The sequence below is a fragment of the Methanosarcina subterranea genome (assembly GCF_055385895.1).
Genome location: NZ_AP042426.1, coordinates 1,136,017 through 1,159,193, shown reverse-complemented (window position 1 = coordinate 1,159,193; position 23,177 = coordinate 1,136,017). Strand labels below are relative to the sequence as shown.

Sequence of the window (23,177 nt, the reverse complement as noted above, 5' to 3'; positions counted from 1 at the left end):
TGAGTTTTTTGGAAACACAAAGGTCATTTTTAAGACTCAGTTCACAGGCTTTACATCAAATTTTTTTCGCTAAGTGGTTCAGGAAAAAGGTAAAGGGATTTATCCTGAATGGTGAACCGGGTAGATAAGTAGGGAAATAAATAGATTAATGAAGCAAATAGGCAAATAAAGCAAATCAGACAAATAAGGCAAATCAGACAGATAAGGCAAATAAGACAAATGAGAAAAATAAGATGCACACTAAGTTATAAACACATAAACAGGAGAGAAAAAGATTATCGGAACTTTTCCAGTACTTTCAACAGTTCTTCCTCATCTCTTGCAAGAGAAACGATAGCCATCTCCACCATCAGGTTCACTATCCCGTCTGCAAGCTCCCTGAAATCAGTCCTGAGCCCTATAACAGGTTTTTCTTTTGCATAGGCATAACCTATCTCCCAGGCTGTCCCGGAATCCACATCCCCACCGTCAAGAACTGCGACAATAAGGTCTGAGGCATCCACGCCTTCCACGCACCTTATAAATATACGTTCCTGGTTCTGTCTTTCGCGTTCCTGTGCCATATCTTCTGCATCTTCCTGGGGCAAAAAAACGGAAAAGCCATTGTTGAGCAGCATATCCTTCAGTTTTCGGTTGTATTCGAGTTCGGCATGCGTGAAGAGCGGGCCTGCAAGGTAAATTAACTTTTTTTTGCTCAAGTTTTTTCCTCCTGTTACTCCGGAAGTCATCACTCATAAGAGTTTTCTTGCAGGAAAGAAGGATGATAAAGGTAAAATAGTTTACCTTATACTGAAATTTTATCAGAGATGTATGCTTGATCGAAGCTGATATAAACCCGTCCATAAATGTCTGGAATACACTTATATCTCTAAAAATTTAAACTGTAATGCCTTAATATTAATTGTATGACTTTTCTATTCCGGGGGTAATATGACGGTCAGGAATTCTTCAATGTTGAAAGTCTCAGACGAAAACGGAATCGCTCCTGTTGTTGGAACGGCAGTCACAATATTCATTGTTTTCATTCTTGCAGGTCTGGTCTCTTCAGTCTTTTTTGAGGAATATGGGGATTCCTTCCATAGGGGATCATCAGCAGCAAAACTTCAGATCCGATTTACTGAAGATCTAAATTCGCTCGAGTTCGAACATGGTGGAGGAGCTCAGCTCTTTTTTGACAGCTCTTCACTATCGGTTATTATGGATATTAATGATGCTTCACACAGACTGAATGACTCTGCACTGAACACCCTCGAAGCCGGAGAAAAAGGGGTTCTTGCTCTGAATGAGAGTGGACTGCCTGCAATGGAACTGGGACAGGGAGATAGGGTATCCTGTAAAGGTAGTTGATTATGAATGCCCTTATTGCAAAGAGTGAACTTGAGGTTAAAGGACAGATAGTTATAGTGCCTGAAGAATGATCTGATCAGAAATTATTCAGAGATAGAACGATTCAGAGCCGAATTATCCAGAGCCAGAATTATCCAGAGCCAAAGATCCAGAGCCAAAATGGTCCAGAGCTGGAATGGTCTGCTAAGCTTATGCTTGTGCGCGGTCAACAACCCTTAGAGTCTTCTTTCTGGTTTTTTTCGATAACAAGCTTAATTATCTTGTATTGACATTACACTGTCAGTGAATACTTATGATCAAGGCAGGAATTATAGGAGCTTCCGGATACACAGGAGGAGAACTCCTGCGCTTACTTGTAAGCCATCCCGATGTTAGGCTTGAACTGGCAACTTCCCGGAGTCTTGCAGGGAAACCCGTTACAGGTACCCACAGGCACCTCGAAGGTTTTCTGGACTTAAAGTACGAAAATCCGGGACCTGAAGAAATCAGGGAGCGCTGTGATGTGGTTTTTGTGGCAGTGCCTCACGGGACTGCTATGAATTATGTACCTGAACTTCTCGACGGCAGTACAAAGGTAATCGACCTCAGCGCAGACTACAGGCTTGATGTCCCTGTATTTGAAAAAATTTATGGAATGAAGCACAAAGACCCCAGGAAAACAGTGTACGGGCTGGTAGAGCTCCACCCTGAAGCTGCAAAGGAAGACCTTGTGGCAAACCCGGGCTGCTTTCCTACCGGAGCAACCCTTGCAGCAGCACCACTTGCAGCAGCAGGGTTAATAGATATTGCAGTCTTTGATTCCAAAACAGGGATTTCAGGAGCCGGGATCTCACCTACGGAAACGTCTCATTACCCGAACCTCGCAGAGAACATCATCTCTTATAAGCTTACGACTCACAGACACAGGGTTGAGATATTCCAGGAATTGACAAGACTGGACGGAAAGCTCAGGAACATCAACTTCACCCCCCATGTGATCCCGTCCATCAGAGGAATCTTTACAACTGCTCATCTCTTTACGAAAGAGCCTCTTTCGACTGAAGATGTTCGGGGGATTTATGAAGAATTTTACCAGGGCAAACCCTTTGTCCGGCTTCCGGGAGGAGTCCCATCTCTCACTGCAGTCAGGGGATCTAACTTCTGTGACATAGGGTTTGAGGCGGATAAAGAAAATAACAGGATCGTCGTGCTCTCAGCAATCGATAACCTTGTCAAAGGTGCATCAGGGCAGGCTATCCAGAACATGAACCTTATGTTCGGGCTGGCTGAGACCTGCGGGCTCTGGATGCCTGCGGCTGCACCTTAAAGGTAGAGCAGGCGAGAACATATAACCGGTGACGGATTAAGTAATGAATGGAATATATCTTGGGGTAGTCCTATGAAAGTAAAAGATGTCATGAACCCTGATGTTGTCTTCTGCAAGCCTGATGATACAGTCAGGGAAGCTGCAAAAGTCCTTAAGGAAAACAATATTAGTGGAGCTCCTGTCCTTGAGGATGGACAGCTTGTAGGGGTGGTAAGCGAGGCTGACCTGCTTGAGTTGCTCGTAATTCCAGAAAAGGGAAACCTCTGGCTTCCAAGTCCTTTTGAAGTTATAGAGGTACCAATAAGGGAACTCCTCAGCTGGGAAGAGACGAAAAAAATGCTTTCTGATGTTGGTTCTACAAAAGTTGAAGAGATGATGACAAAGGACGTGCACACAATTTCTTCCGAGGCATCTGTTGAAGAAGCCTCCGAACTTATGGTCAGGCACAGGATCAACAGGCTTCCAGTAATGGAGAATAGCCGTGTGGTCGGAATTGTCACTCGCGGAGATATTATCGAAGGCCTTGCAAAGCTTTGAGTGAAAGGTGAGTTTTCATGAAGCAAATAGAGGGTGGAATATGTGCAGTAAAGGGCGTATCTGCAAACGGGATAAAACCCGGAAAAATGGGAATTGCGGTCATTCATGCAGAAGGCCCTGCCGCAGGTGTTTTCACAAAGAATAAGGTAGTTGCAGCTCCTGTTACCCTGAGCAAAGGAGTGATTGAGACCCAGCAACGGCTTTCTGCTATAATTGCAAATAGCGGAAATGCCAATGCCTTTACAGGTGATGATGGTTTTCTGGATGCAATGGAAATGGCATCAACACTTTCTGAAAAGCTTGACCTCGACCCTGATACCGTCGCAGTTGCCTCAACAGGAGTAATTGGCAGAAGGCTTGATGTCTCCTGGATAAGGGAGCACCTCCCTGAAGTCCTTCAAGGGTTGGGCAGTTCTCCAGAGTGCAGCCGCGCAGCTGCAAAGGCAATTATGACCACAGATAAAGCCTTAAAAGAATCTGCTGTGGAACTCGAGTGCGGGATAAGGATAGGGGCAATTGCAAAGGGTTCAGGCATGATCGAACCAAATATGGCAACCATGCTCTGCTTTGCATACACAGACGCAAATGTGCCTGCAGATGTCTTGGACGCGGCTCTGAGAAGAGCGGTCGATAAAACCTTTAACATGGTTGTTGTTGATGGCGACACAAGTACGAATGATATGGTTCTTTTCACTTCCACCTGTAAATCCGGAGTCAAGCCCTGTCTGGAATGCCTTGATGAGTTTGAGGAAGGGCTTATTTACGTGTTCACGGACCTTGCAAAAAAAATGGCACAGGATGGTGAGGGGGCCACCAAACTCATAGAAGTCAAGGTTGTCGGCGCAAAAACATATGAAGACGCTATGCTTGCTGCAAAATCTATTGTCCGCTCTCCTCTGGTCAAATCTGCCATTTTCGGAAAAGATCCCAACTGGGGCAGGGTTGTTGCAGCTGCAGGGTACTCGGGTGCCGAGCTTGAGCAGGAAAGGCTTTCCCTCTCATTCTCAGGTGGGGGAGAAGAGGTTGAACTTGTGAAGTCCGGGGAGATTTCCAGGGCTTCTGATCTTTCACTCCTGAAGAAGATAATGGCAAATGAAGAAATTATCATTGCCCTTGACCTTGGAATGGGAGAAGAATCGGCAACTGCCTGGGGCTGCGACCTGACTTATGATTATGTCAGGATCAATGCCGAATATACAACGTAAATCAAACTGAAAACACAACATTAATCGGATTGGCTGCTCGATTGAATACACAGCGTAGCTCGATCGAATATACAGCGTAGCTCGATCGAATATACAGCGTAGCTGAATAATACAGTTTAATGCCTGATTTACGACCTGAAATGGTCCTGGTATCTGTTGTTAGATTCACACAGCTGGCATCAGATCAACTGGCCTGGTCTCAGGTCTCCAATCTACACAAAGTTAAATAAAATAAACGTAAAATGAGAAATAAAGGAAATATGGATAAGATAATCCCTGGTACTCAAAAACCCGGATTTATTTTGATTTATTCTCTTTATTTCCTTTATTCTCCGTTATTCAAGGTCAATTAAACTTCTTAATTCTGGATTTTATTTTATTCCCAGGGGGTTTACGGAAGTGGACATAGAAGAATGGGAACAGCGCCATACAGAAGCTTTTTACGATGCAAAAGAAGCCCTTCCTTATCTGGATGGGATGTTTGTAGCTTATAATAGCAATATCGATGCTATCAGACACCTTACTGAAGAAGACCTGTCCAGGCTTGTCGGGCTTTTCGATGAGGCTGAAATTCAGGACAGGGTTGCGGTATACCCGAGAGAAATTGCGGAACCTCTGGATTTTGTTGCCCGCCTGCTTATCTCCATGCGGGAAGGGAAAGCCGCGGAAGTTCCTGCATATACTGCAGAGACCCACGAATGGCTGAAAGAGCACCTGGGTTTCGATTATGCCCGCATGGGTGGTCAGGCAGGGATCATTTCAAATCTCCTTGCGCGATTAGGCCTGAAAAAAGTGGTGGCTTATGTCCCCTGGCTTTCTGAGGAACAGGCAGAATACTTTGCGGATTCTGGCAATATCCTGCACCCGAAGGTAGAAAACGGACAAGTCCTCCTGAAACCTCCTGGGGAAGCCTTCAAGCCAGGGACCGGGTCAAAAGTCAACTGGATACTTGAATTTTCCAAAGACCTGAAAGTGACCTGTGCAGGCAGTACCTTCAGGGTACCGAGGGATAACCGTCTGATTATCTCCTCTCGCCCTAAATGGATCCGTCTGGACATGGACAAAGAGATCTATGAGCAACTTGATTCCCTCCTCCCGATTGACGGGGCAATGCTTTCGGGTTATCAGATGATAAAAGAAGAATACGAGGACGGGTCCACCTATAACGATTACGTCGAACATTCCGTAAAGGTCATTGACAAGCTTAAGTCCCTGAACCCTGACCTCCGCATCCACGTAGAACTTACATCCATTCAGAACCGGGTTATAAGAAAGGCTATCCTGACAGAGATTGTTGCAAGGCACGTCCATTCCCTGGGCCTTGATACCGTGGAAGTGGCAAATGCCCTGAATGTGCTTGGGTATGAGGAACTTTCATATTCCGTGATCCGGAAAGGAGAAAATGGAATTATGTCCCTTTACCAGGGGGCTGTCCAGCTAATGAAGGATCTTAAACTTGAGAGGGTACATGTACACTCGCTTGGCTTTTATATCTGTATTCTGGCGAAAGGTCACCCTTTAACCCTGAAAGAACAGAGAGATGCTCTGCTCTTTTCTTCGGTTCTGGCAGCTGCCCAGGCCCTCAATGGAAAAATCGATAACCTTACGGAAGCCGAAGCCGGACTGGAAGTGCCTGTCTCAGCTAAAGGGATAGAAGATCTGGAGACCTTCCAGCTATACTGCACAGGCAGAAAGCTCTGCACTCCGGATGAATTTGAATACGGATATATCTACGGGCCGGACCATGATGCTATTCTCATCCCTTCCAAGGTGGTAGACAGGCCAAAAGCTACAGTAGGGATAGGAGATACGATTTCTGCGGGAGCTTTTGCTGCTATGCTTGCAAGGATGAAACAGAAGCAGGCAGGGAAATAAGCTATTTGAAAATTAAAAATAAGTTGTCTGAACAAAGGAACCGGTCAGATGAACATACTTTGCGGTTACAACGTAAACATAGATTCCGTATACAGGATAAGCGGAGCCGAAATCTCTGAACTGCTGAGAACTTTTGAAAGGGATGAAATCCTTGAGAAAATAAAAAACCCTCCAGGAAAAATACTTTCCGAATCCGATTTCACGGCAGGACTCGCCTACTGCATGAAAAATGGATATGGAGCAGAATGGCTTGTCTTTGAACAGGGGGTCTTTGAGTTTCTGAAGGACTGCTATTTTGAAAAATCCCTTGTGAGAATGGGGGGAAATGCCGGGATAATGGCAAATGCTCTTTCCGAACTAGGGGCTTCACGAGTAGTCCCGAATGTTGCAGTTCCTTCAAAGACCCAGCTTTCCCTATTTTCCGAAAAAGCAGTATATTTCCCTGATGCTCCCCTGCAAAAAGAGGGAGATCAGAGGGCAGAATCTGGAAATAGCATATCTGCCTCTTTAAACAATCAGGACCCCATACATTTTGTGTTTGATTTTTCCGAAGGTGAGACCTTTTCCCTTTACGGCACCGAGGTCAGGGTCCCGAGGGAAAACCGTTTCATTGCAACCTGCGATCACTTAAATTTCAGGCTATTTACCAGTCCTGCCTTTGAGAGCTATGCCATGAAGCACGCCGGAGAGATGGACGGTGCACTTATCTCAGGTTTCCACCTCCTGCTTGATACCTATCCTGACGGCAGCACATACAAAGAAGTCATTGAAAATTCTTTTTCCCGGCTAAGGGAATGGAAGGCGAAGAACGAAAAGCTCAGAGTCCATGTGGAGTTCGGGCATTTTGCAAGCAGGGAGATTGCAAATTCTGTCTTTTTAAAGTCTGCCGAAATCTCAGACAGCATAGGAATGAACGAGGACGAGCTTGCAATGTTTAATAACCTGCACGAAATCCCTGTTGAAGGGCTCTTACATATGGAAGCCGAAGCTACAGGAAAGGCAGCCTGTAAACTTGCTTCCCTCTACGGGCTCGGAAAACTTTTCATTCACACCAGGGAGTTCATCCTGGTTGTCTTTAAGCCGGATTCCGGGGACTCGAATGGAGTCGGGTTTTCTGGCGCTTCCGGGATTTCAGAAAAATGTGATGAAGGAAAGTGTGATGAAGGAAAGTGTGATGAAGGAAAATGTGATAACAAAGAAAGCCCGTCTCTATTCAAAGCAGCTGAAAAACACCTTGAAGCCATGGGTTTCGGGCTCAGGTGTGCAGGAGCATATGCGGCTTCAGGCAGGCTTGAAGGGCGGGAATTTGTAGAAAAAGAGGCTTCAAAACTGCAGGAGAGCAGGTTTGGAAGGGAGCAACTGCAGCTTTTCCTCAAAGCCTTCGGTGGAGTTGCCTGCGGGCAGGGAGCTTTTGCTTTAATGGGGAGCCACCTGGTCTGTATACTTCCTACACTGCTTTCCAAATCTCCAATCACTACTGTGGGGCTCGGGGACACACTAACTGCAGGAACTTTTTTGAGGGGGCTTGAACTGGATGTACAGACTTAAACCCGTAATCTTTAACCTTGACTATACCCTCGACTGCGGACAGGTCTTCCGCTGGAAAAGGGATGGAGACTGGTGGACAGGAGTTGTAAAAGACCAGGTTATCCGGCTTTCCCAGGAAGTGGACAGCGGGGAACTGCTGATTGACTCAAAACTCCCGCCTGAGTTTTTCACTGATTACTTTCGTCTGGACGATAACCTGTCCTCAATTTATGAAAGCATAAACAAAGACCTTTTGATAAACAGGGCAATAAACAACTATAGAGGTCTTCGCCTGATCCGGCAGGACCCATGGGAATGCCTGATTTCCTACATGCTTGCCACAGCTTCAAGCATCCCCACCATACAGAAAAGGATCTGCCTTCTGAGCCGGTTTTTAGGGGAGGAACTTGAAGAAGGGTATTTCAGTTTTCCGGGCCCTGAAGCTCTTGCAAATGCGGATATGTCCCTGCTTGACAGGTGCAAGCTCGGCTTCAGGACAGAACGCATACAAGCAGCAGCAGCAGAAGTGTGTTCAGGAGAACTGGACTTTGATGCTATCTTCCGCCTTGAGCACAGGTATGCCAGGGAACGCCTTATGAGGCTTCGCGGTATAGGGGAAAAAGTTGCGGACTGTGTCCTCCTTTTCGCCTTTGAGAAAATGGAAGCCTTTCCCGTAGATACCCACATCAGGCAGATCATCCAGCATTATCACATTGATGACAGTTACTTTGAAACCTGCAAAAACCTGAGCTGTATGGGAGAATGGGGGCGGGAATACTTCGGACACTACTGCGGGTACGCCCAAGAGTATCTTTATTACCAGAAAAGGGTTGAGGGTTTTGTCCCTCTTTATTAATTACTCAATGATGTTTTTTAAAAAGTCCTGTTCAGCGACTTTCTTTCCCTTGTTTTTTTATTCCTTATTTTTTGTTATATTTTTTGTTAATTTTCTTTATTGAATTTATATATTGAATCTATATTTACTTTATAATTTTTTCACATCCATTTCCTCAAAAAAACCCTGAAATCCGGGTCTTTCAGCCTGCAAATCTCTGCGTTTTCAACGACCTCAAATCCCTCACTCACGCTCTGATGTACCTGTTTCCCGAGGGATGAGTTTACAAGCAGTTCTCCAAGGAGACCTTTTGCCGTGGGGTATTTACGCCGGATTTCATAGACGTACTTTCCTTCTTCTATATAGCCTCCGAAAACGTTTTCAGCCCCTTCGTATTTGGCTTTGAACTTCTCAGCGTGCTCTCTTACCCATACCGGAGGGCCTATTCTTTTTTTGACGTTGGGGAGGGTGTCTGAGATAAGTTCGAGCATGATTACGGTTTCGGGTTTTCCTGACCATACTCCGGTTTTTATCACTGAAAAATCATACTCGTTCAGGAGGGAAGCTGCAGCCTGTTCCATTTTATATAGCTGCGGATAGAGCACGTCGTCTACAACATCAGGGGTTTCGAAGACAATTGCAAGTTGTGAGCTTTTCCGTATTTCCAGCTTTTCAAGGATTTCTCTGTCCTCGAGGGGCAGGGGGGAGGCAGGGAAGAAGAATTTGAGTTCCGGGTTTTTCAGAAACTCCCTGCAGTGGTCTATAAACATACAGAATTTGTTAAGGGAAAGAGCTGCTGCAACATTTCGCCTGGGGTCGGTCGGGTCTACTATTACCAGAGGCTCGGTGTGTTCCATTTCCGAGTGCTGCATAATATCTATTTTCTTTCCGGGCTTCCAGGAAGAGGCTGCTTTTACGGAATTTTCGAAAGAGCCGTAGTAAATGATAAATAGCTCGGTCAGGTAGCCTGAAAAACCCTGTGTTCTTAATTCTGAACCGTAGACTCCGCCTCCGCGCATGAACTGTTTCATGAGCAGGACCTCGTCTTCATGCCCTTTTATACGGGCCTTTACGAATTCGTTGTGGAAAGGAGTCCTGTCAACTGCGGATTTTAGCTGACATGCCGAGGCAACCCTGAAACAGGGGACGAGATCCACGTCAAAGCCTTTGTAAATGATATTCAGGTAAGGATGTTCGGCATGGCGATCTTCGGAATATTCTGCATGTTTTGCAACTTCCCTGGCAATCTTCATTCCCCTGATTTCCAGTTCTCTTCTGGGTGTTTCTTCAGGAAAGCTGATAAATACATCAATATCATGGGTGCCTGAGAGCCAGGTGCCTCTTGCAGCAGAACCGACCATTTTTACAAAAATGTCCGGTACACAAAGTTTCTCTGATGCAGCCCGTACTTTCTCGGCAAGCTCCTCCTGAACTGCTGTGAGTTTTTTTCTTTCGGCTTCCGTGGGTTTAATCCTTTCAAGTACGGCAAGCTTCAGGTCTTCTGGAATGCTGGTATTTGTTTCCATGCCCGGGACGGCTCCACATATTATTTATCGATCCTGAAGGTCAATTCTTGATCCTGCAGATTGATCTTCATTCTCAGATTAGTAGTGATGCTCAAACTGATTATTGATTCTTAGACTGGTAATACATCTTAGATTAGTAACAATTCTAAGATTAATTATTGGTACAGTTAATTTCTGATTTTACAGAATTTGCGGTTTACAGATCAGAAACCTTCTCTTTTAACTTATAATTTGTGGATCTACAAGTAGAATTTTAAAAAGAAGTCTCTTTTCCTGACTGGAGGATGAGGCCTATAGAGGATTCTCTTGTATGGGAATAAGTCCTGGTTTTCATAAGTCTTCTTCAGAGAATCCTGTGGTAAGAAAAATATGTACACTTTAAATAAAATGAGCAGTATTCCTATTTCCCGAATCTGGCAGTTTTGAAGATTTACATTCTCTTTAATTTTCAGTTTCATCATTCAAATATTATCCGCCCTTTATTCAAATCTTATTAGTCCGCCCAAGTTTCATCGGTCCATTCCAAGCTCCATAAAACCCGGTTGTGAAAAAATGTTCGTCTGGCTGTACTGGATTATCACTCTTACAATTGCTACCTATGCATCCGTGTATGTTATTAAAAAAATGCCTGAAAACGGTTTTACGGTACTCACCGCTTTCTATGTGGTTTATCTTGTGGCTTCACAGGTCCTTGCCACGCGTATTATCGTATTTGACCTTGGATTTTACTCTTTCTTTGCTCCTGCAGCAGTTTTTATCTATCCTTTTATTGCCCAGGTAGTGGATATGATTAACGAGGTCTACGGGGAACGGAGGACACATATTTCTATTCTTATCGCTTTTGCGACCCAGGTATTGTTCGTGCTTTTCATAGGTATGGTCACAAATCTAAGCCCTGCCCCTTTCTTTGAACTGGAAGATGCCTGGAGGAGCCTCTTTGGGCTGAGCATCAGAATTACGATTGCAAGCTGGGTCTCTTTTCTGGTCTGCTCGAACCTTGATGCCTGGATCTTTGCATCCCTTAAAAAACGCTTTTTTGAAAAAGAAACGAACTTCAAGCATGATACCATGATAAATCCTTACATCTGGTTGCGCTCAGGTTCAAGTGATATTGTTAATCTCACTCTGGATTCCCTTATCTTTGTCTTTATTGCTTTTTACGGAGTTATGCCTGTTCTCCCTCTTGTTATAGGGCAGCTTATCAGTAAAAATGTAATAGGTTTTCTGGATAATCCCTGGTTTGTGCTCTACAAAAAACTGCTTAAAAAGTAAAATATGACCTCTAACTGGTAAAAATATAATATACATTTATATCCCTTCCCGTTTTATTTTTTAAGCCGTTATAATCTCTTATTTCTTATTTTTAGCCCATCTTTCGCCTTCTATATGTTCCGTTTTTTCATTTTATACAGTCAGAATTGCCCAAAAACTTTTATCTGATTAGTCTAATATCTAGAAATGCATATAGTTGAATATTTTAATACTTTAATATCTTTAAAAGTAAACAGGGGTATTCGGGTCAAGGAAAATGTCCAGGGAGTGTTCAGGAAACTTTTCTGTTTCTATTCTCTCCCGGGCTTCCAGATGGCTTCACCCGCTTCTCCATTATATCAAAAGGAGGTCTAACTTGGGGATTAAAAAATATATAAAAATACTATGTCTATTTCTGGTGCTCGGATTGCTATGTGAAACTGCAGCTGCACAGGTTTCAGGTTCGACAGGCAACCGCATTTGGGATGAAAACGCAGGCCAGAACCTTACCTATACCTGGACGCCCCAGACGTACTCAGGTTTTTACTATGACCTTGATACCGGGGAAGGCTCCGAGAATATGACAATCCAGCTTACCTCGGGCAGTCGGAGCGTCGAGAGAAATGGATTGCGGTATGAAACCCGACCCATTGAAACGGAATTCGAATATGGGAATTGGGGCTCATATCAGGTTATAGGGTTTATGGCAGAGCGGTATTTTGCAGGGTACACAGCAAACTCCAGCTTTGCAGATGACGATGTCAGTGTAATCTCGGATGGACAGCTTTCGAAGATACTGATTGATAGTGACGATAGGAAATCCCTGTATTCGGGCTCTTCCCTCATACTTGAAGAAGGTTATTCCCTGAATATTGTGGAAGTGGACATTAATGGGGATACCGTATGGGTACAGCTCGAAAAGGATGGGGACGTGATAGATAATGGCTTCCTCTCTTCCAACAGTAATTATGTTTATGAAACCGAGCTTGGAGATGCGGACGATGTACCCCTTATCGCAGTTCATTTAGCTCAGATCTTCAGTGGTAGAGAGACAAATGCGGTTTTTGTAGAAGGGATTTTCCAGATATCTGACGAATACGTCCAGATTGAGAATGGGGACAGATTCGGGAAAATGGAAATAAGCTCCACTTCAAGTTCCGGAATCACAATGAGAAACCGTGATTCTATTTCCCTCAGCAGGGGAAACACAATCGACATTATGGGAAAACTCAGTTTTGTTGTGGCTGATGCCAGTGAACTTCGCTTTGCCCCCGTGGTCGAGACTTCCGAGCCCGGGACCTATGAGCTGAGGGGCACTGTCTACGACGAAGTGTTCAACACCACTGTCTGGACGCCTTACAACTTCGAAGGATTCTATTACAGCATCGATGAAAACGTTTCCACCGAAAGCCTGACTCTCAGAGAAGGAATAAGCGGAAGGTCAATTAATGACGATGCGCTTGTTTATTCCACCAGCCCGGCACTTGTAAAATTCGAGCAGGAAAGCTGGGGAAGCTATGAAGTTATAGGGTTCATGGCCGAGAAGTATTTTGCGGGTTATCCGGCTAATACTTTTGGAAACTCAAGAAATGTGAGTGTGCTTTCGGATGATATTCTCTCAAAAGTCCTGATTGATGACGATAACAGAAAATCTATGTTTACCGGCTCTTCAATAGCTCTTGAGAACGGTTACTCCCTCAAGGCTTCGGAAGTTGACGTTAACGGAAACAGAGTACTCGTTGAGCTGTACAAAGATGGGCGGCTGCTGGATTCGGGAATAGTTCCCAGTAACGGGGACTACATTTATGAAGCAGATATCGGTGGGGCTGAAGATGTCCCTATGATTGCAGTCCATGTAAGCACTGTCTTCAGGTCGCGGGAAACGGATGCTGTGTTTATAGAAGGAATCTTCCAGATCTCGGACGATTACCTTGAGCTTTCCCAGGGCGACTCTTTCGGCAGGATGGAAATAAGCACGATTTCCAGCTCAGGAATTACGATGAGAAATGAGGACTCGATTTCCCTCTCAAGGGGTAATACCATTAACCTGATGGGCAACGTTAAGCTCAGGGTTGCTGATGATTCGTCTGTTCTGCGCTTCTATCCCTTTGTAGAAATCGAAAGTGCTGCACAGGATCAGCTGGTAATTGAAGTTCCAGATATCTTTGTGGTCGGACAGGCGGCAGAAATCCTGGTCACGGCAAGAAACGTTTCAGTTAGTGATGTTGAACTCCTTCTTGGAAATCAGAGCATCGGATCCACGGGAGACGATGGAATTCTCACGTACACCCCCAGCCAGGAAGGTGACTTTACCCTGACCGCAAACAAGGCCGGATATATCTCCGGAAGTAAAGATGTAGACATTGTCGGGACAGGCATCCTGAAACTGCTTCTCTCAGTTTCTCCTGAAACCGTCAGAGAAGGAGACCAGATAAGTATAATGGTTACCGACTCGGCAGAAAACCAACCTGTTTCCGGGGCAGATGTTTTCTTTGGCGGACAGAAAATTGAAGGACAGACGGGTGCAAACGGTATTGTGTCTTACTGGGTAACTGCTCCAGGTACATTTACGGTAAATGCTACAAAGGCAGGTTATGAGGAAGGAGAAACTATTGTTGAGGTTTCTGAAGACAGAGCCAGTTTTGAATTCTCGGACCTCTCAATTGAACCTGCTTCTGTTGAAGGCGGAGACGCAGTTAATATCCAGGTGAACGTTACAAACGCAGGGAACATTGCAGGAGAAACAGAAGTGGAACTCCTGATCAACGGTGAGTCTGTGGACTCTGAAACCGTGAGCCTGGAAGCTGGTGAGAGTACAGTGGTTGAGTTCTCCCATACTGAGGAAGAAGCGGGAACATATACCGTTGAGGTCGGAGATTTGAGCGGAAGTTACGATGTAACGGAATCGACTCCCTTCTTAAGCGGCATTGCAACCCTGGGAATACTCGCCACGGCATTTATACTGCTTCGGAAAAGAAGGAACTAAACCCGATTTGAACATTTCTTCTGTAGCAGGGACCGGAAATTAGTTTTTTGATTCCGGTCTTTTTCCTCTTTTTTCTTAGTATACTTCAACCTGATACTTTCTGGACCTTAATTTGATAGTCCCCAGAATCTTAATTGAATACTTTCTCTGATATTTCACCGGAGGCTTTCCCTTTGCTTTCCCTTTATATCTGTCTTGAGACTGCTTCTTTTGACCCTGGGGCCATTTTTCAATCCGATATTATAGCGACACCCAATAGGCTGTATTGTGGTCCGTAAAAAGAAAAAAGCCGTAAAGAATAAAAGATGGAGAAAGAGTATCTATCAGCAACTATCAAGCAGTACCCAATTCTATTTTGTTTACACATTTTCCGGTTTTCGATGTAGTTTCAAAACTTTACTTTTTGGTTTCTCTCTTTTTTCGTGGAAATAATCACTCTCTTTTGTCGAACGTAATAAAAAAAGTGTTGTTACGCAGAGATAATATAATATAAATGGAATAGTAAGCAGGAATGTAAGAGAAGGAGTACCATGCTTGAATCCCTAAGTGCCTTTATTACCGACTACGGTTATCTGAATCTTTTTATTCTAAGTTTTCTGGCTTCTACGGTTTTTCCTTTTGGGTCGGAGGCTCTGGTAATCGCTCTCGTTTATCAGGGTTTCAGTCCTTTTACTGTAGTTATGGTAGCTACTGCTGGTAACTTTCTAGGGTCATGTACCACTTACTACCTGGGTTTAAAAGGGCGGCATGTACTTGAAAGATATCTCTCTCCTTCACGTGAAAAGCTCGAGAAAAGTGAAAGGCTTTTTAATAAATATGGAGTCTATACTCTGCTTTTTACCTGGGTTCCGGGTATAGGGGATGTGATTACCATGGTTGCAGGGCTTATGCAGCTTCCTTTCAGGTCTTTCTCAGTCCTGGTTTTTCTTGGTAAATTCGGGCGCTATCTTGCAGTTGCTTATTCTGTAGTGTTTTTTAGTAACGGGTTTTAAGGTCTGTCAGCTATTAAATCAATATAAGAGTTTATTCGATGTAAAAACGAAATTTAAGGCTTATATATTGTAAAAATCGGTTTTAAATTGTAGAAGCCGCTTTTAAATTTTTAAAATTAGCTTTTAAATTTTTGCCCTTCTAAATTCGATTAACTGTTGTTCCTGTTGCGGGCGGGTTTGATTTTATCATACGGATTTCTCATTTTTTGCTTTTTCTTGGCATGAAAGTACATGAGGATATCTTCCTCACGTACTCTCTCTGTCTTCTTTTCCCATAATTGCGAATATTCCACTAATTATTTTGATCCGTTCATCAGCCGAAAATATTTCAGTTTCAACAATCTTTCTCTTTTGAACTTCTCCCTTTTCATACCCTGTCTCATCTTCATACATCTCATCACTTGTGATAAGATGCCATATTATCGTTGCAATTTTCCTTGCCAGGGCAATAATCGCCTTTGCATATCCAATTGACTTCTTTTTTCTGTTAAAAAACTCTTTTAACCTGCTATTCTTCTTTCTTGCTGCTGCTTGAGCAATCTGTGTCAGAATCCACCTTGCTACTTTTGATCCTCTCTTTGTGATTCTTCCATTATGGTATTTATCTGCAGATTGATACACATTCGGAACTATCCCAAGCCATGAAGCAAGTTTATCCCCTGAAGAAAAGTCTTTGAAGTTTCCTATCTCAGCAATTAAAGTTGCCGCACTCAGTTCTCCAATCCCAGGAACTGACATTAAAATTTCCATTTCATGTTTATGATTTCTATAAGCGTAATTGAAAATTTCTCTTTCCAGAATTTCGATTTCTTCATCCAGATGTTTTATAATGTTCAGGCACATCTGAAGCCTTATTGCAGCACTCTGAGATATTTCTCTGTTCAGAATCTCTCTTATCTGACCAGCTTTCTTCCGAACATTTGGAGAAAGTGATTCTATAATCTGATCAATATTTTTTCCTGAAGAAATTCCTGATAGAATTGCTCTTCCATTTTTTCCGAAAATGTCTGTTAGCACATCACCTAGATGTAACATTTCAGAAGAAAGAATAGCATGAGCTTCATTTTTTATATCTGTCCTTTTTCTTACAAGAGTTAACCTGAGCCTGACATACGACCTGAATTCCCTGTGCTTTTTAGGAAAAACTCTTGACGGTTGAATCATTTTATTCAATGCAAGTTGTGCAATGACTTCCGAATCTATCTTATCGGTCTTTTTATGTGTAAATGCTTTCATATCTCGCGCATTTCCAACTATAACAGGCAAATGATCTATCAATGACTCATAAATCGGAACCCAGAAGTCACTTGTTGATTCACAGGCAACAACATCACATTCTTCTGATGTCACCCAATTTTTAAGGTTTAAAATTCCATCATCATCTCTATCAAAACGTTGTAGCTGTTTTTCACCGGATCTGCTGAGAATAGTAGCAATGACAAAATGTTTGTGAATGTCTAAACCACAAGATTTGTTTATTTCTCCTTCCAATTTACATTACTCCATCATTTCAAGGACAGTGGAATTGCCTCAAAGGCAATTTGGCATCCGTGATCAAAGTCACATCTGGGCCTTCGATGGCAATTCGCTGATTAGTTTTTTGACGGTTTCACAGAACCAAAGAAAAGACAACCTTACTGTCCTAAGGTAATGATGGAGTTAATAAACAAAAAAGTTAGGTATAAAAGGACTTTCATCTTTTTGGGCATGTTATTCGAAGAATATCATGTGCGTTTTTTTACTTTTATTTCTTTCTCATTTTCAAATGGATTTTTCATCATCCGGGTAGATCTTCCTTTTAAATCTTCTTATTTTTCTTCTACTGTACACCCTGTCTGGCGATCTTATTTCAAGACTTCTTTTCTAAAAGAAGCAAATAGATACACTTATATATTTAAGGATACAATACTTTTTTGCTAAAGCAATTTTAGTTGATTTTTATTTGCTTTGCTTGCCATTTCGACCTGTCTTCCAGGTTCTTAAAACGGAAACTATCTACTGTTATAACCTCCATTTTTATTTTTTTCTATCTTTTCTTTTTTACTTCTATTTTTTTCAATCCTGGACAATTTTACTTTCTTTCAGCTAATTTCTCCGTTTCCTGCTAGTGAAATTGATTGTCTATTTCTTCACATTAGCTTAACAATTTCTATAGATGCTAATTTCCTTTAAATTATTCTTTATGGGGCATAATTTATCTACTGGTTTATACCTCCGATTACTCAAGTTTGCTTGTTCTGTCCTATTTTCTCGAAATATTAAGAGCCCTATCACCTTTGAACTAATTTTATAGGTTCTTGCGCGCCTGCTTCTCCCTCACCGTAACCTTTATGTATTTATTAACTCAATTTAACTTGACTTAATCCCACTAATATTTACTTGATATCCTTGCGGTGATCCGATGCATATAATGGAAGGTTTTTTACCGACTCCCTGGTGGCAGGCTTGGTTTGCAGTGTCAATTCCAGTGATACTGTATGGCATTCATAAAATGAATCGGCTGGTGAACGAAAAACGCGAAATATTGCCTCTCCTTGCTGTCGCAGGTGCGTTTATTTTTGTGCTATCTTCCCTTAAACTGCCTTCGGTAACAGGAAGCTGTTCTCATCCTACAGGAACCGGGATTGCAGCAATTATATTCGGTCCGGCAATATCTGCAGTGCTCGGGACTATCGTGCTTTTATACCAGGCACTTTTCCTTGCGCATGGAGGATTTACAACCCTTGGAGCAAATGTTTTTTCCATGGGCATCGTTGGCCCTGTGGCAGCATACCTGGTTTATAAGGCAGGGATGAAAGCAAAGCTCAATTTCTATGCCGTGGTTTTCCTTGCAACAGCTTTTGGGGACTGGGCAACTTATGTAACCACCTCTGTAGAACTTGCTCTTGCATATCCTGCAGGAGGAGCACTCACCTTTGCAGGCTTTATGAGTTCATTCGGCAAATTTGCTGCAGTCTTTGCAATTACCCAGCTGCCTCTTGCAATCATGGAAGGAGCTGTCAGTGCCCTGCTCTTCAAGTATGTGGTCAATGTCAAGAGTGATATCCTGGTTGAAATGAAAGTCCTTGAAGATGCTGTCGTAAGAAAACTGAGAGGGACTTCCGCATGAGCAAAAAACTGGAACTTATCGTACTCGCAATTATCCTTATCTTTGCAGTACAGTTCATTTATATGTCGTCCACAACGGACGCTGAATATGGAGGAGCTGACGGACAGGCTGAAGACGTAATAAACGAAATCACTGGCGGAACCTACGAACCAAATGCAGAACCCTTTTGGGAGCCTCCAAGCGGGGAAATCGAAAGCCTTCTCTTTGGCCTTCAGGCAGCTATCGGTGCAGGGGTCATCGGCTACTTCCTTGGCTATTACAGGGCTAAAAGCCGCTATGAAAAAGATCTTGGATACAAAGACAAAAGTAATTCCGATGGTGACAGGCAGTCTCTATAATTTCTTCTTCTGCCCTTTTATTCTCCTTCTTTCCAGGGAGGAAAGTTTTTATCTTTTGCCTTTTATTTTTAACCTTTGATTTCTGATTTCATTTACCTATCTGCGGGTTCTCCATATGACTAATATCCTTGACGATTACGCCCTTATGAGCCCTCTCAGGCACAAAAACAACTGGTTAAAGCTGACAATAGTTCTTTTCGGGCTGCTTGTAGGAGTCTCATCCACTTCCCCTATAACTCCTCTTTTCATAGCCCTGTGCATGAGCTTTACAACAGTTGCTCTCGGCAGGGCTCCACTTAAATTATACCTGAAACTCCTGCTCGCCCCTGTGGGTTTTGCATTTACGGGTGTGGTTATCATAGCCTTCTTCTCCGGATCAGGGCAGGAGATCCTGTCCTTTGAACTTGCAGGTTATCCTTTCTCGGTAAAGGCAGACGGGCTTGAGCTTGCTCTCCTCGTGCTTTCACGGTCCTTAAGCGGGATGTGCTGCCTTTACTTCCTTTCGCTTACAACTCCAATGATAGAACTTTTTGCCGTGCTCAAGGCTTCCAGGCTTCCGGAATCACTTATAGAGCTTTCCATGCTTATTTACCGGTACATCTTTGTTTTCCTGGATATGGCTATGTCTATTAAGTATGCCCAGACTGTGAGGTTAGGCTACTCCAACTTCAGGCTCTCCTTCAGTTCAATTGGCATGCTTGGAAGTACACTTTTTATAAGATCCTGGGAGCAGGGAGACAAACTCTTTCTTGCGATGAATTCCAGGTGTTACGACGGAAAAATGACCCTATTCGAAGTAAACAGGCCTGTAAGGGCAGTAGAACTTCTTCTAACTTCTGTTTATTTCCTTTCAGCTCTTGCACTTTTTTATTTTACAAAAAACATATCCATTGTTTGAGGTAAAAGATTATGATTATTCTTGAGACCAGGAGCCTTAAATACACCTACCCGGACGGGACTGCAGCTGTCCAGGGCATAAATATCGAGATCAAAAAAGGAAAAAAGATTGCCTTTGTAGGGCAGAACGGCTCCGGGAAGTCCACGCTTTTCTTGCTCCTGAACGGGACCTTAAAGCCACAAGAAGGTGAAATCCTTTTCCATGGAGCCTCTTTTAAGTACGATTCAAAGTCCCTTAGAGAAATACGGAAATCCGTAGGAATTGTTTTTCAGAACTCCGATGACCAGATCTTTGCCCCCACAGTGTATCAGGACGTAGCTTTCGGGCCGGCAAACCTGGGTTATTCAAAAGAAAGAGTCGATGCCTGTGTGCAGCATGCCCTTGAGCATGTCGGGCTCTCCCGCCTGAAGGACAAGCCTCCACATCACCTGAGCGGAGGGCAGAAAAAGAGGGTTGCAATTGCGGGGGTGATGGCTATGGAGCCTGAAGTGATCATCCTTGACGAACCCCTTTCAAATCTTGATCCTGTCGGAGCAGACGAGATCATGGATCTGCTCAACGAATTTAATCACTTCGGCAGTACGATCATCATATCCACCCACGATGTGGACCTGGCTTACCGCTGGTCTGACTATGTGTACCTCATGTCGAACAGCAAACTGATAGGGCAGGGGACACCTGCAGAGGTCTTCAAAGAGCAGGAGCTTCTTAAAAAAGCAGGTCTGCGCCAGCCAACTACCCTTGAGATTTATCATGAAATTGAGAGGAGAGGGCTCGCATACGGCAAAAACTCCCCTAAAACCATACCTGACCTTGTCAATACTTTAAAGCCTCTCGACCTGATGTGGGTTGAGGTTCCTCCCGGAGTCCGGGAAGGTGATAACCTGAACCTCGGGGTCATGTACGGGGAGTATGCGACTCAGTCTCCTTACGAAGCGATTAATGCAACCGTTCTGCACATCCACCCCGACGGCAGGGCTATTGTTGAGCTCAAGCGCAAGGGTATCAAAGCTGGTGGGGTGCTGCTTTACGATACTGACAATTATTCCCTGCCAGAAGTCAGGCAAATCATTACAGAAGGAGAAATTGCCTTCGTTGGGGCAATGGGCAAGAAAAGCAAGACTCTTGCCGAACAGGACGGGATCCGCCTGGACGTTACCACAGGCGTTATAGATAAGTCGATCCTTATGGCACTCTGTGGAAAACGCTGCCTTATCCTGACAGCAGGCGGAATGGTGGACCATGCTTTGAAGAGAACCAGAGAGTACGTAGAAAAAAGCGGGATAGAGTTTACCGTGGGCGTGGTTAACAGGGATGGTGGATGTAAATGGACTGAAGGGACCGATGAAAAACCTGGAGTGCTTAAAATATAATTTTTTTCTTTTTCTTTTTTTCTTCTTGCAACTACTTTTCTGTTTATTTCCATTTTTCGTTAGATTCTTTTGAATACTCGTTGACTTTTTGAACACTCCGTCAAGTCCTTTTGAGCATGTTTTTCACTAGAAAACAATTCTGGCCAGGTTGAGGAATAAATTAATAATATCTTAGCTCCAACATTGTTTGAGGGAGCAGGGAATTGGGCATTTAAAGGACCGAAGTTTTCCAGTCAAAATTTTCCAGTCAAAAAACAATCTGTCCTTTCTCAATGCTTTATCTAATGGGAGGTTTGGTAAAGATGCATAAGTCTAAACAGATGCATAAGTCTAAACTAAAGATTCTATCCAAATTATTAGTAATAATAGGTGCTCTGAACTGGGGTCTTGTAGGGCTCCTGAACTTCGATCTGGTAGCAACTTTTTTTGGGAAGAAATCAGTCGTCTCGAAGCTGGTCTACATTCTTGTGGGCCTGTCTGGGGTCTACTTGATAATGATTTATAAAGAAAAATATTCCTACTTGAAAAAGCACTGGCATACAAAAGGCGAGAAGAAGTATAGTGGCAAGCAATACAGCTGGAGTGGAACTCCATAAATAATGGAATTGCCTTTTCAACCGGATTTGCTGGAATACTTCCTTGAATATTGTCTTGAATAATATAAGGAGTATTTAATATTATTTCTATTAGAAAGTCCAGGCAGTAAGTCATTTTTACAAATTGATCACAAAACAGATCTAAAATAAAAATAATCAAAAAAATAGCTGACTTACTTCTGGACATTTTTATAAATGCAGGTCCCCTTTAAGGGTGTGCCATATCTAAACAAGCATAAACTGGTTTGCTACTTCTTTCTTTGGTGGCCGGCGGCGCAAAATTTAGAAAATTCCCACTGTAATGCCAGAACAATTTCAATATCTATAAAACTTCATCTCTCTTAATACCAGGCATGCAGGAGATTATTTTTATAGATGAAGGCAGCCTTCCCACACCTGAAGGTGTCACAAGGGAGTGGATAAAGGCTGCAGCTGAAAATCGAAATGAAGACGAAAAACTCTTTTCAATAATAAGGGAAGCTTTCCAGAGAAAAATTGATGTAGGAGTGCAAGTCCCCACATATCCTCAATTTAGAGATATGATAGGTCAGTTTCTTGATATCATAAAAGACGAAAAAAACTGTTATGAGCCTTATGTATTGAAAGAGGAAAACGCAAAAATCCTTGAGCTGGAAATAATCGATGAAGTCGCAAAACAATACAAAAAAGAGACGGGAAAGATTCTTGAAGTTAGGGTTTGTATTGCAGGCCCTACAGATATGTACCTTCAGGCTTTCGGGGCAACAGCTTTTGTGGACGCGTATCATATCCTTGCACTGGATATTGAGAAATTCATTAAACAGGCATTTAAAACAGCAAAAAATTTCAAAATTAAAGTTATAGCTCTGGATGAAATTAGCCTGGGATTAAACGATAAGATTCAGTTTTCTGATGCTGACATCATATCGGCTCTTACTGTCGCCTCTACCTATGCTCGGCAACAGGGAGTGGATATGGAGATTCATGTATATTCCCCATTAAAGTATAAGCTTATATGTGAGACCCCTATTAACGTCATAGGATTCGAGTATGCAGGAACTCCTTCCTACCTTGATCTTCTGGACCGAAAAGTACTGGAGGATTCAAATACTTATGTAGGAGTCGGAATATCAAGAACCGACATTTTCAGTCTTATAAGTATTGTCAATGAAAAGTACGGAGTTAATGCCTGGAAGGAAAAAGAGTACATGCAAAAAATAGTAACTGAATTAGAGACTCCAGATATTATAAAAAAGAGGCTTGAAACGGCTTTTTCCGTTCTTGGAGATCGCATAAAGTATGCGAATCCGGACTGTGGGCTGGCGTTCTGGCCGGATCCGGACCTTGCTTTCAAGCTGCTTAAGAATACAGCAAAAGGTATCAATCAATTTAATGCAGAAAAGAAGGATCGGTGAATAGATTAGACTAAGAGTCTATCCGAAAAGTATTATGACCTGCTGTAGATGTTACTTTTACCCGGGCAATCAGATACTTTTT

General features: G+C 43.1%; 19 protein-coding genes. 16 read left to right on the top strand and 3 right to left on the bottom strand.

From position 1 onward, the window contains the following. Positions 1 to 275 precede the first annotated feature (275 nt). Positions 276 to 698, bottom strand: a complete 423-nt coding sequence (locus ACZ5A8_RS05180; RefSeq protein ID WP_464532625.1) for a nucleoside 2-deoxyribosyltransferase — start codon at positions 696 to 698, stop codon at positions 276 to 278. 232 nt (positions 699 to 930) lie between these two features. Between ACZ5A8_RS05180 and ACZ5A8_RS05175 the strand changes: the two genes are divergently transcribed. The 7 genes from ACZ5A8_RS05175 (at position 931) to ACZ5A8_RS05145 (ending at position 8,653) form a co-directional block, all read left to right on the top strand. Continuing rightward, a complete protein-coding gene (locus ACZ5A8_RS05175) occupies positions 931 to 1,347 on the top strand; it encodes an archaellin/type IV pilin N-terminal domain-containing protein (protein ID WP_464532624.1) in 417 nt (138 codons plus the stop codon). Positions 1,348 to 1,639: 292 nt separating this feature from the next. Beyond that, positions 1,640 to 2,653: an N-acetyl-gamma-glutamyl-phosphate reductase gene (gene argC / locus ACZ5A8_RS05170; protein WP_322223728.1), complete on the top strand. Its 1,014-nt coding sequence runs from the start codon at positions 1,640 to 1,642 to the stop codon at positions 2,651 to 2,653. 72 nt (positions 2,654 to 2,725) lie between these two features. After that, positions 2,726 to 3,190, top strand: coding sequence for a CBS domain-containing protein (locus ACZ5A8_RS05165; protein WP_229391650.1), 465 nt, complete (start codon positions 2,726 to 2,728; stop codon positions 3,188 to 3,190). 17 nt (positions 3,191 to 3,207) lie between these two features. After that, positions 3,208 to 4,395, top strand: coding sequence for a bifunctional ornithine acetyltransferase/N-acetylglutamate synthase (gene argJ, locus ACZ5A8_RS05160; RefSeq protein ID WP_464532622.1), 1,188 nt, complete (start codon positions 3,208 to 3,210; stop codon positions 4,393 to 4,395). A gap of 399 nt (positions 4,396 to 4,794) precedes the next feature. After that, positions 4,795 to 6,270 carry an ADP-specific phosphofructokinase gene (gene pfkC, locus ACZ5A8_RS05155; protein WP_464532620.1) on the top strand — a complete coding sequence of 492 codons (1,476 nt, stop codon included), beginning with the start codon at positions 4,795 to 4,797 and terminating at the stop codon, positions 6,268 to 6,270. Between the two features lie 48 nt (positions 6,271 to 6,318). Further along, a complete protein-coding gene (locus ACZ5A8_RS05150; RefSeq protein WP_464532619.1) occupies positions 6,319 to 7,818 on the top strand; it encodes an ADP-dependent glucokinase/phosphofructokinase in 1,500 nt (499 codons plus the stop codon). Then, positions 7,805 to 8,653, top strand: coding sequence for a DNA-3-methyladenine glycosylase family protein (locus tag ACZ5A8_RS05145; protein ID WP_464532617.1), 849 nt, complete (start codon positions 7,805 to 7,807; stop codon positions 8,651 to 8,653). The genes ACZ5A8_RS05150 and ACZ5A8_RS05145 overlap by 14 nt, the downstream gene beginning before the upstream one ends. Positions 8,654 to 8,793: 140 nt before the next feature. On the opposite strand, the gene cca is transcribed toward ACZ5A8_RS05145, so the two are convergent. After that, the gene (gene cca / locus ACZ5A8_RS05140; protein WP_464532616.1) at positions 8,794 to 10,158 is read right to left on the bottom strand and encodes a CCA tRNA nucleotidyltransferase; all 1,365 of its coding nucleotides are present in this window, start codon (positions 10,156 to 10,158) and stop codon (positions 8,794 to 8,796) included. 552 nt (positions 10,159 to 10,710) lie between these two features. Here cca and ACZ5A8_RS05135 point away from each other — a divergent pair. The 3 genes from ACZ5A8_RS05135 to ACZ5A8_RS05125 all read left to right on the top strand — a co-directional run bounded on the left by ACZ5A8_RS05135 (position 10,711) and on the right by ACZ5A8_RS05125 (position 15,387). After that, a complete protein-coding gene (locus ACZ5A8_RS05135; RefSeq protein ID WP_464532614.1) occupies positions 10,711 to 11,430 on the top strand; it encodes a queuosine precursor transporter in 720 nt (239 codons plus the stop codon). A gap of 355 nt (positions 11,431 to 11,785) precedes the next feature. Continuing rightward, positions 11,786 to 14,395, top strand: coding sequence for an S-layer protein domain-containing protein (locus ACZ5A8_RS05130; protein ID WP_464532613.1), 2,610 nt, complete (start codon positions 11,786 to 11,788; stop codon positions 14,393 to 14,395). 530 nt (positions 14,396 to 14,925) lie between these two features. After that, the gene (locus ACZ5A8_RS05125) at positions 14,926 to 15,387 is read left to right on the top strand and encodes a YqaA family protein (RefSeq protein ID WP_464532610.1); all 462 of its coding nucleotides are present in this window, start codon (positions 14,926 to 14,928) and stop codon (positions 15,385 to 15,387) included. Positions 15,388 to 15,633: 246 nt separating this feature from the next. On the opposite strand, the gene ACZ5A8_RS05120 is transcribed toward ACZ5A8_RS05125, so the two are convergent. Then, positions 15,634 to 16,878, bottom strand: coding sequence for an IS110 family RNA-guided transposase (locus ACZ5A8_RS05120; RefSeq protein ID WP_464529342.1), 1,245 nt, complete (start codon positions 16,876 to 16,878; stop codon positions 15,634 to 15,636). A gap of 910 nt (positions 16,879 to 17,788) precedes the next feature. On the opposite strand from ACZ5A8_RS05120, the gene ACZ5A8_RS05115 reads away from it, so the two are divergent. From ACZ5A8_RS05115 to ACZ5A8_RS05090, 6 genes are all read left to right on the top strand, one after another. Continuing rightward, the gene (locus tag ACZ5A8_RS05115) at positions 17,789 to 18,496 is read left to right on the top strand and encodes an energy-coupling factor ABC transporter permease (protein ID WP_464532609.1); all 708 of its coding nucleotides are present in this window, start codon (positions 17,789 to 17,791) and stop codon (positions 18,494 to 18,496) included. Then, a complete protein-coding gene (locus ACZ5A8_RS05110; protein ID WP_464532607.1) occupies positions 18,493 to 18,834 on the top strand; it encodes an energy-coupling factor ABC transporter substrate-binding protein in 342 nt (113 codons plus the stop codon). Before ACZ5A8_RS05115 ends, ACZ5A8_RS05110 begins: the two co-directional genes overlap by 4 nt. 115 nt (positions 18,835 to 18,949) lie before the next feature. Next, positions 18,950 to 19,732 (top strand): cobalt ECF transporter T component CbiQ, encoded by a 783-nt coding sequence (gene cbiQ / locus ACZ5A8_RS05105; RefSeq protein ID WP_464532605.1) that lies wholly within the window; start codon positions 18,950 to 18,952, stop codon positions 19,730 to 19,732. Between the two features lie 11 nt (positions 19,733 to 19,743). After that, the gene (locus tag ACZ5A8_RS05100; RefSeq protein WP_464532604.1) at positions 19,744 to 21,105 is read left to right on the top strand and encodes an energy-coupling factor ABC transporter ATP-binding protein; all 1,362 of its coding nucleotides are present in this window, start codon (positions 19,744 to 19,746) and stop codon (positions 21,103 to 21,105) included. 302 nt (positions 21,106 to 21,407) lie between these two features. Continuing rightward, positions 21,408 to 21,701 carry a DUF378 domain-containing protein gene (locus tag ACZ5A8_RS05095; RefSeq protein WP_464532602.1) on the top strand — a complete coding sequence of 98 codons (294 nt, stop codon included), beginning with the start codon at positions 21,408 to 21,410 and terminating at the stop codon, positions 21,699 to 21,701. Between the two features lie 353 nt (positions 21,702 to 22,054). After that, positions 22,055 to 23,095 (top strand): methionine synthase, encoded by a 1,041-nt coding sequence (locus ACZ5A8_RS05090; RefSeq protein ID WP_464532600.1) that lies wholly within the window; start codon positions 22,055 to 22,057, stop codon positions 23,093 to 23,095. The last annotated feature ends 82 nt before the right edge of the window (positions 23,096 to 23,177 follow it).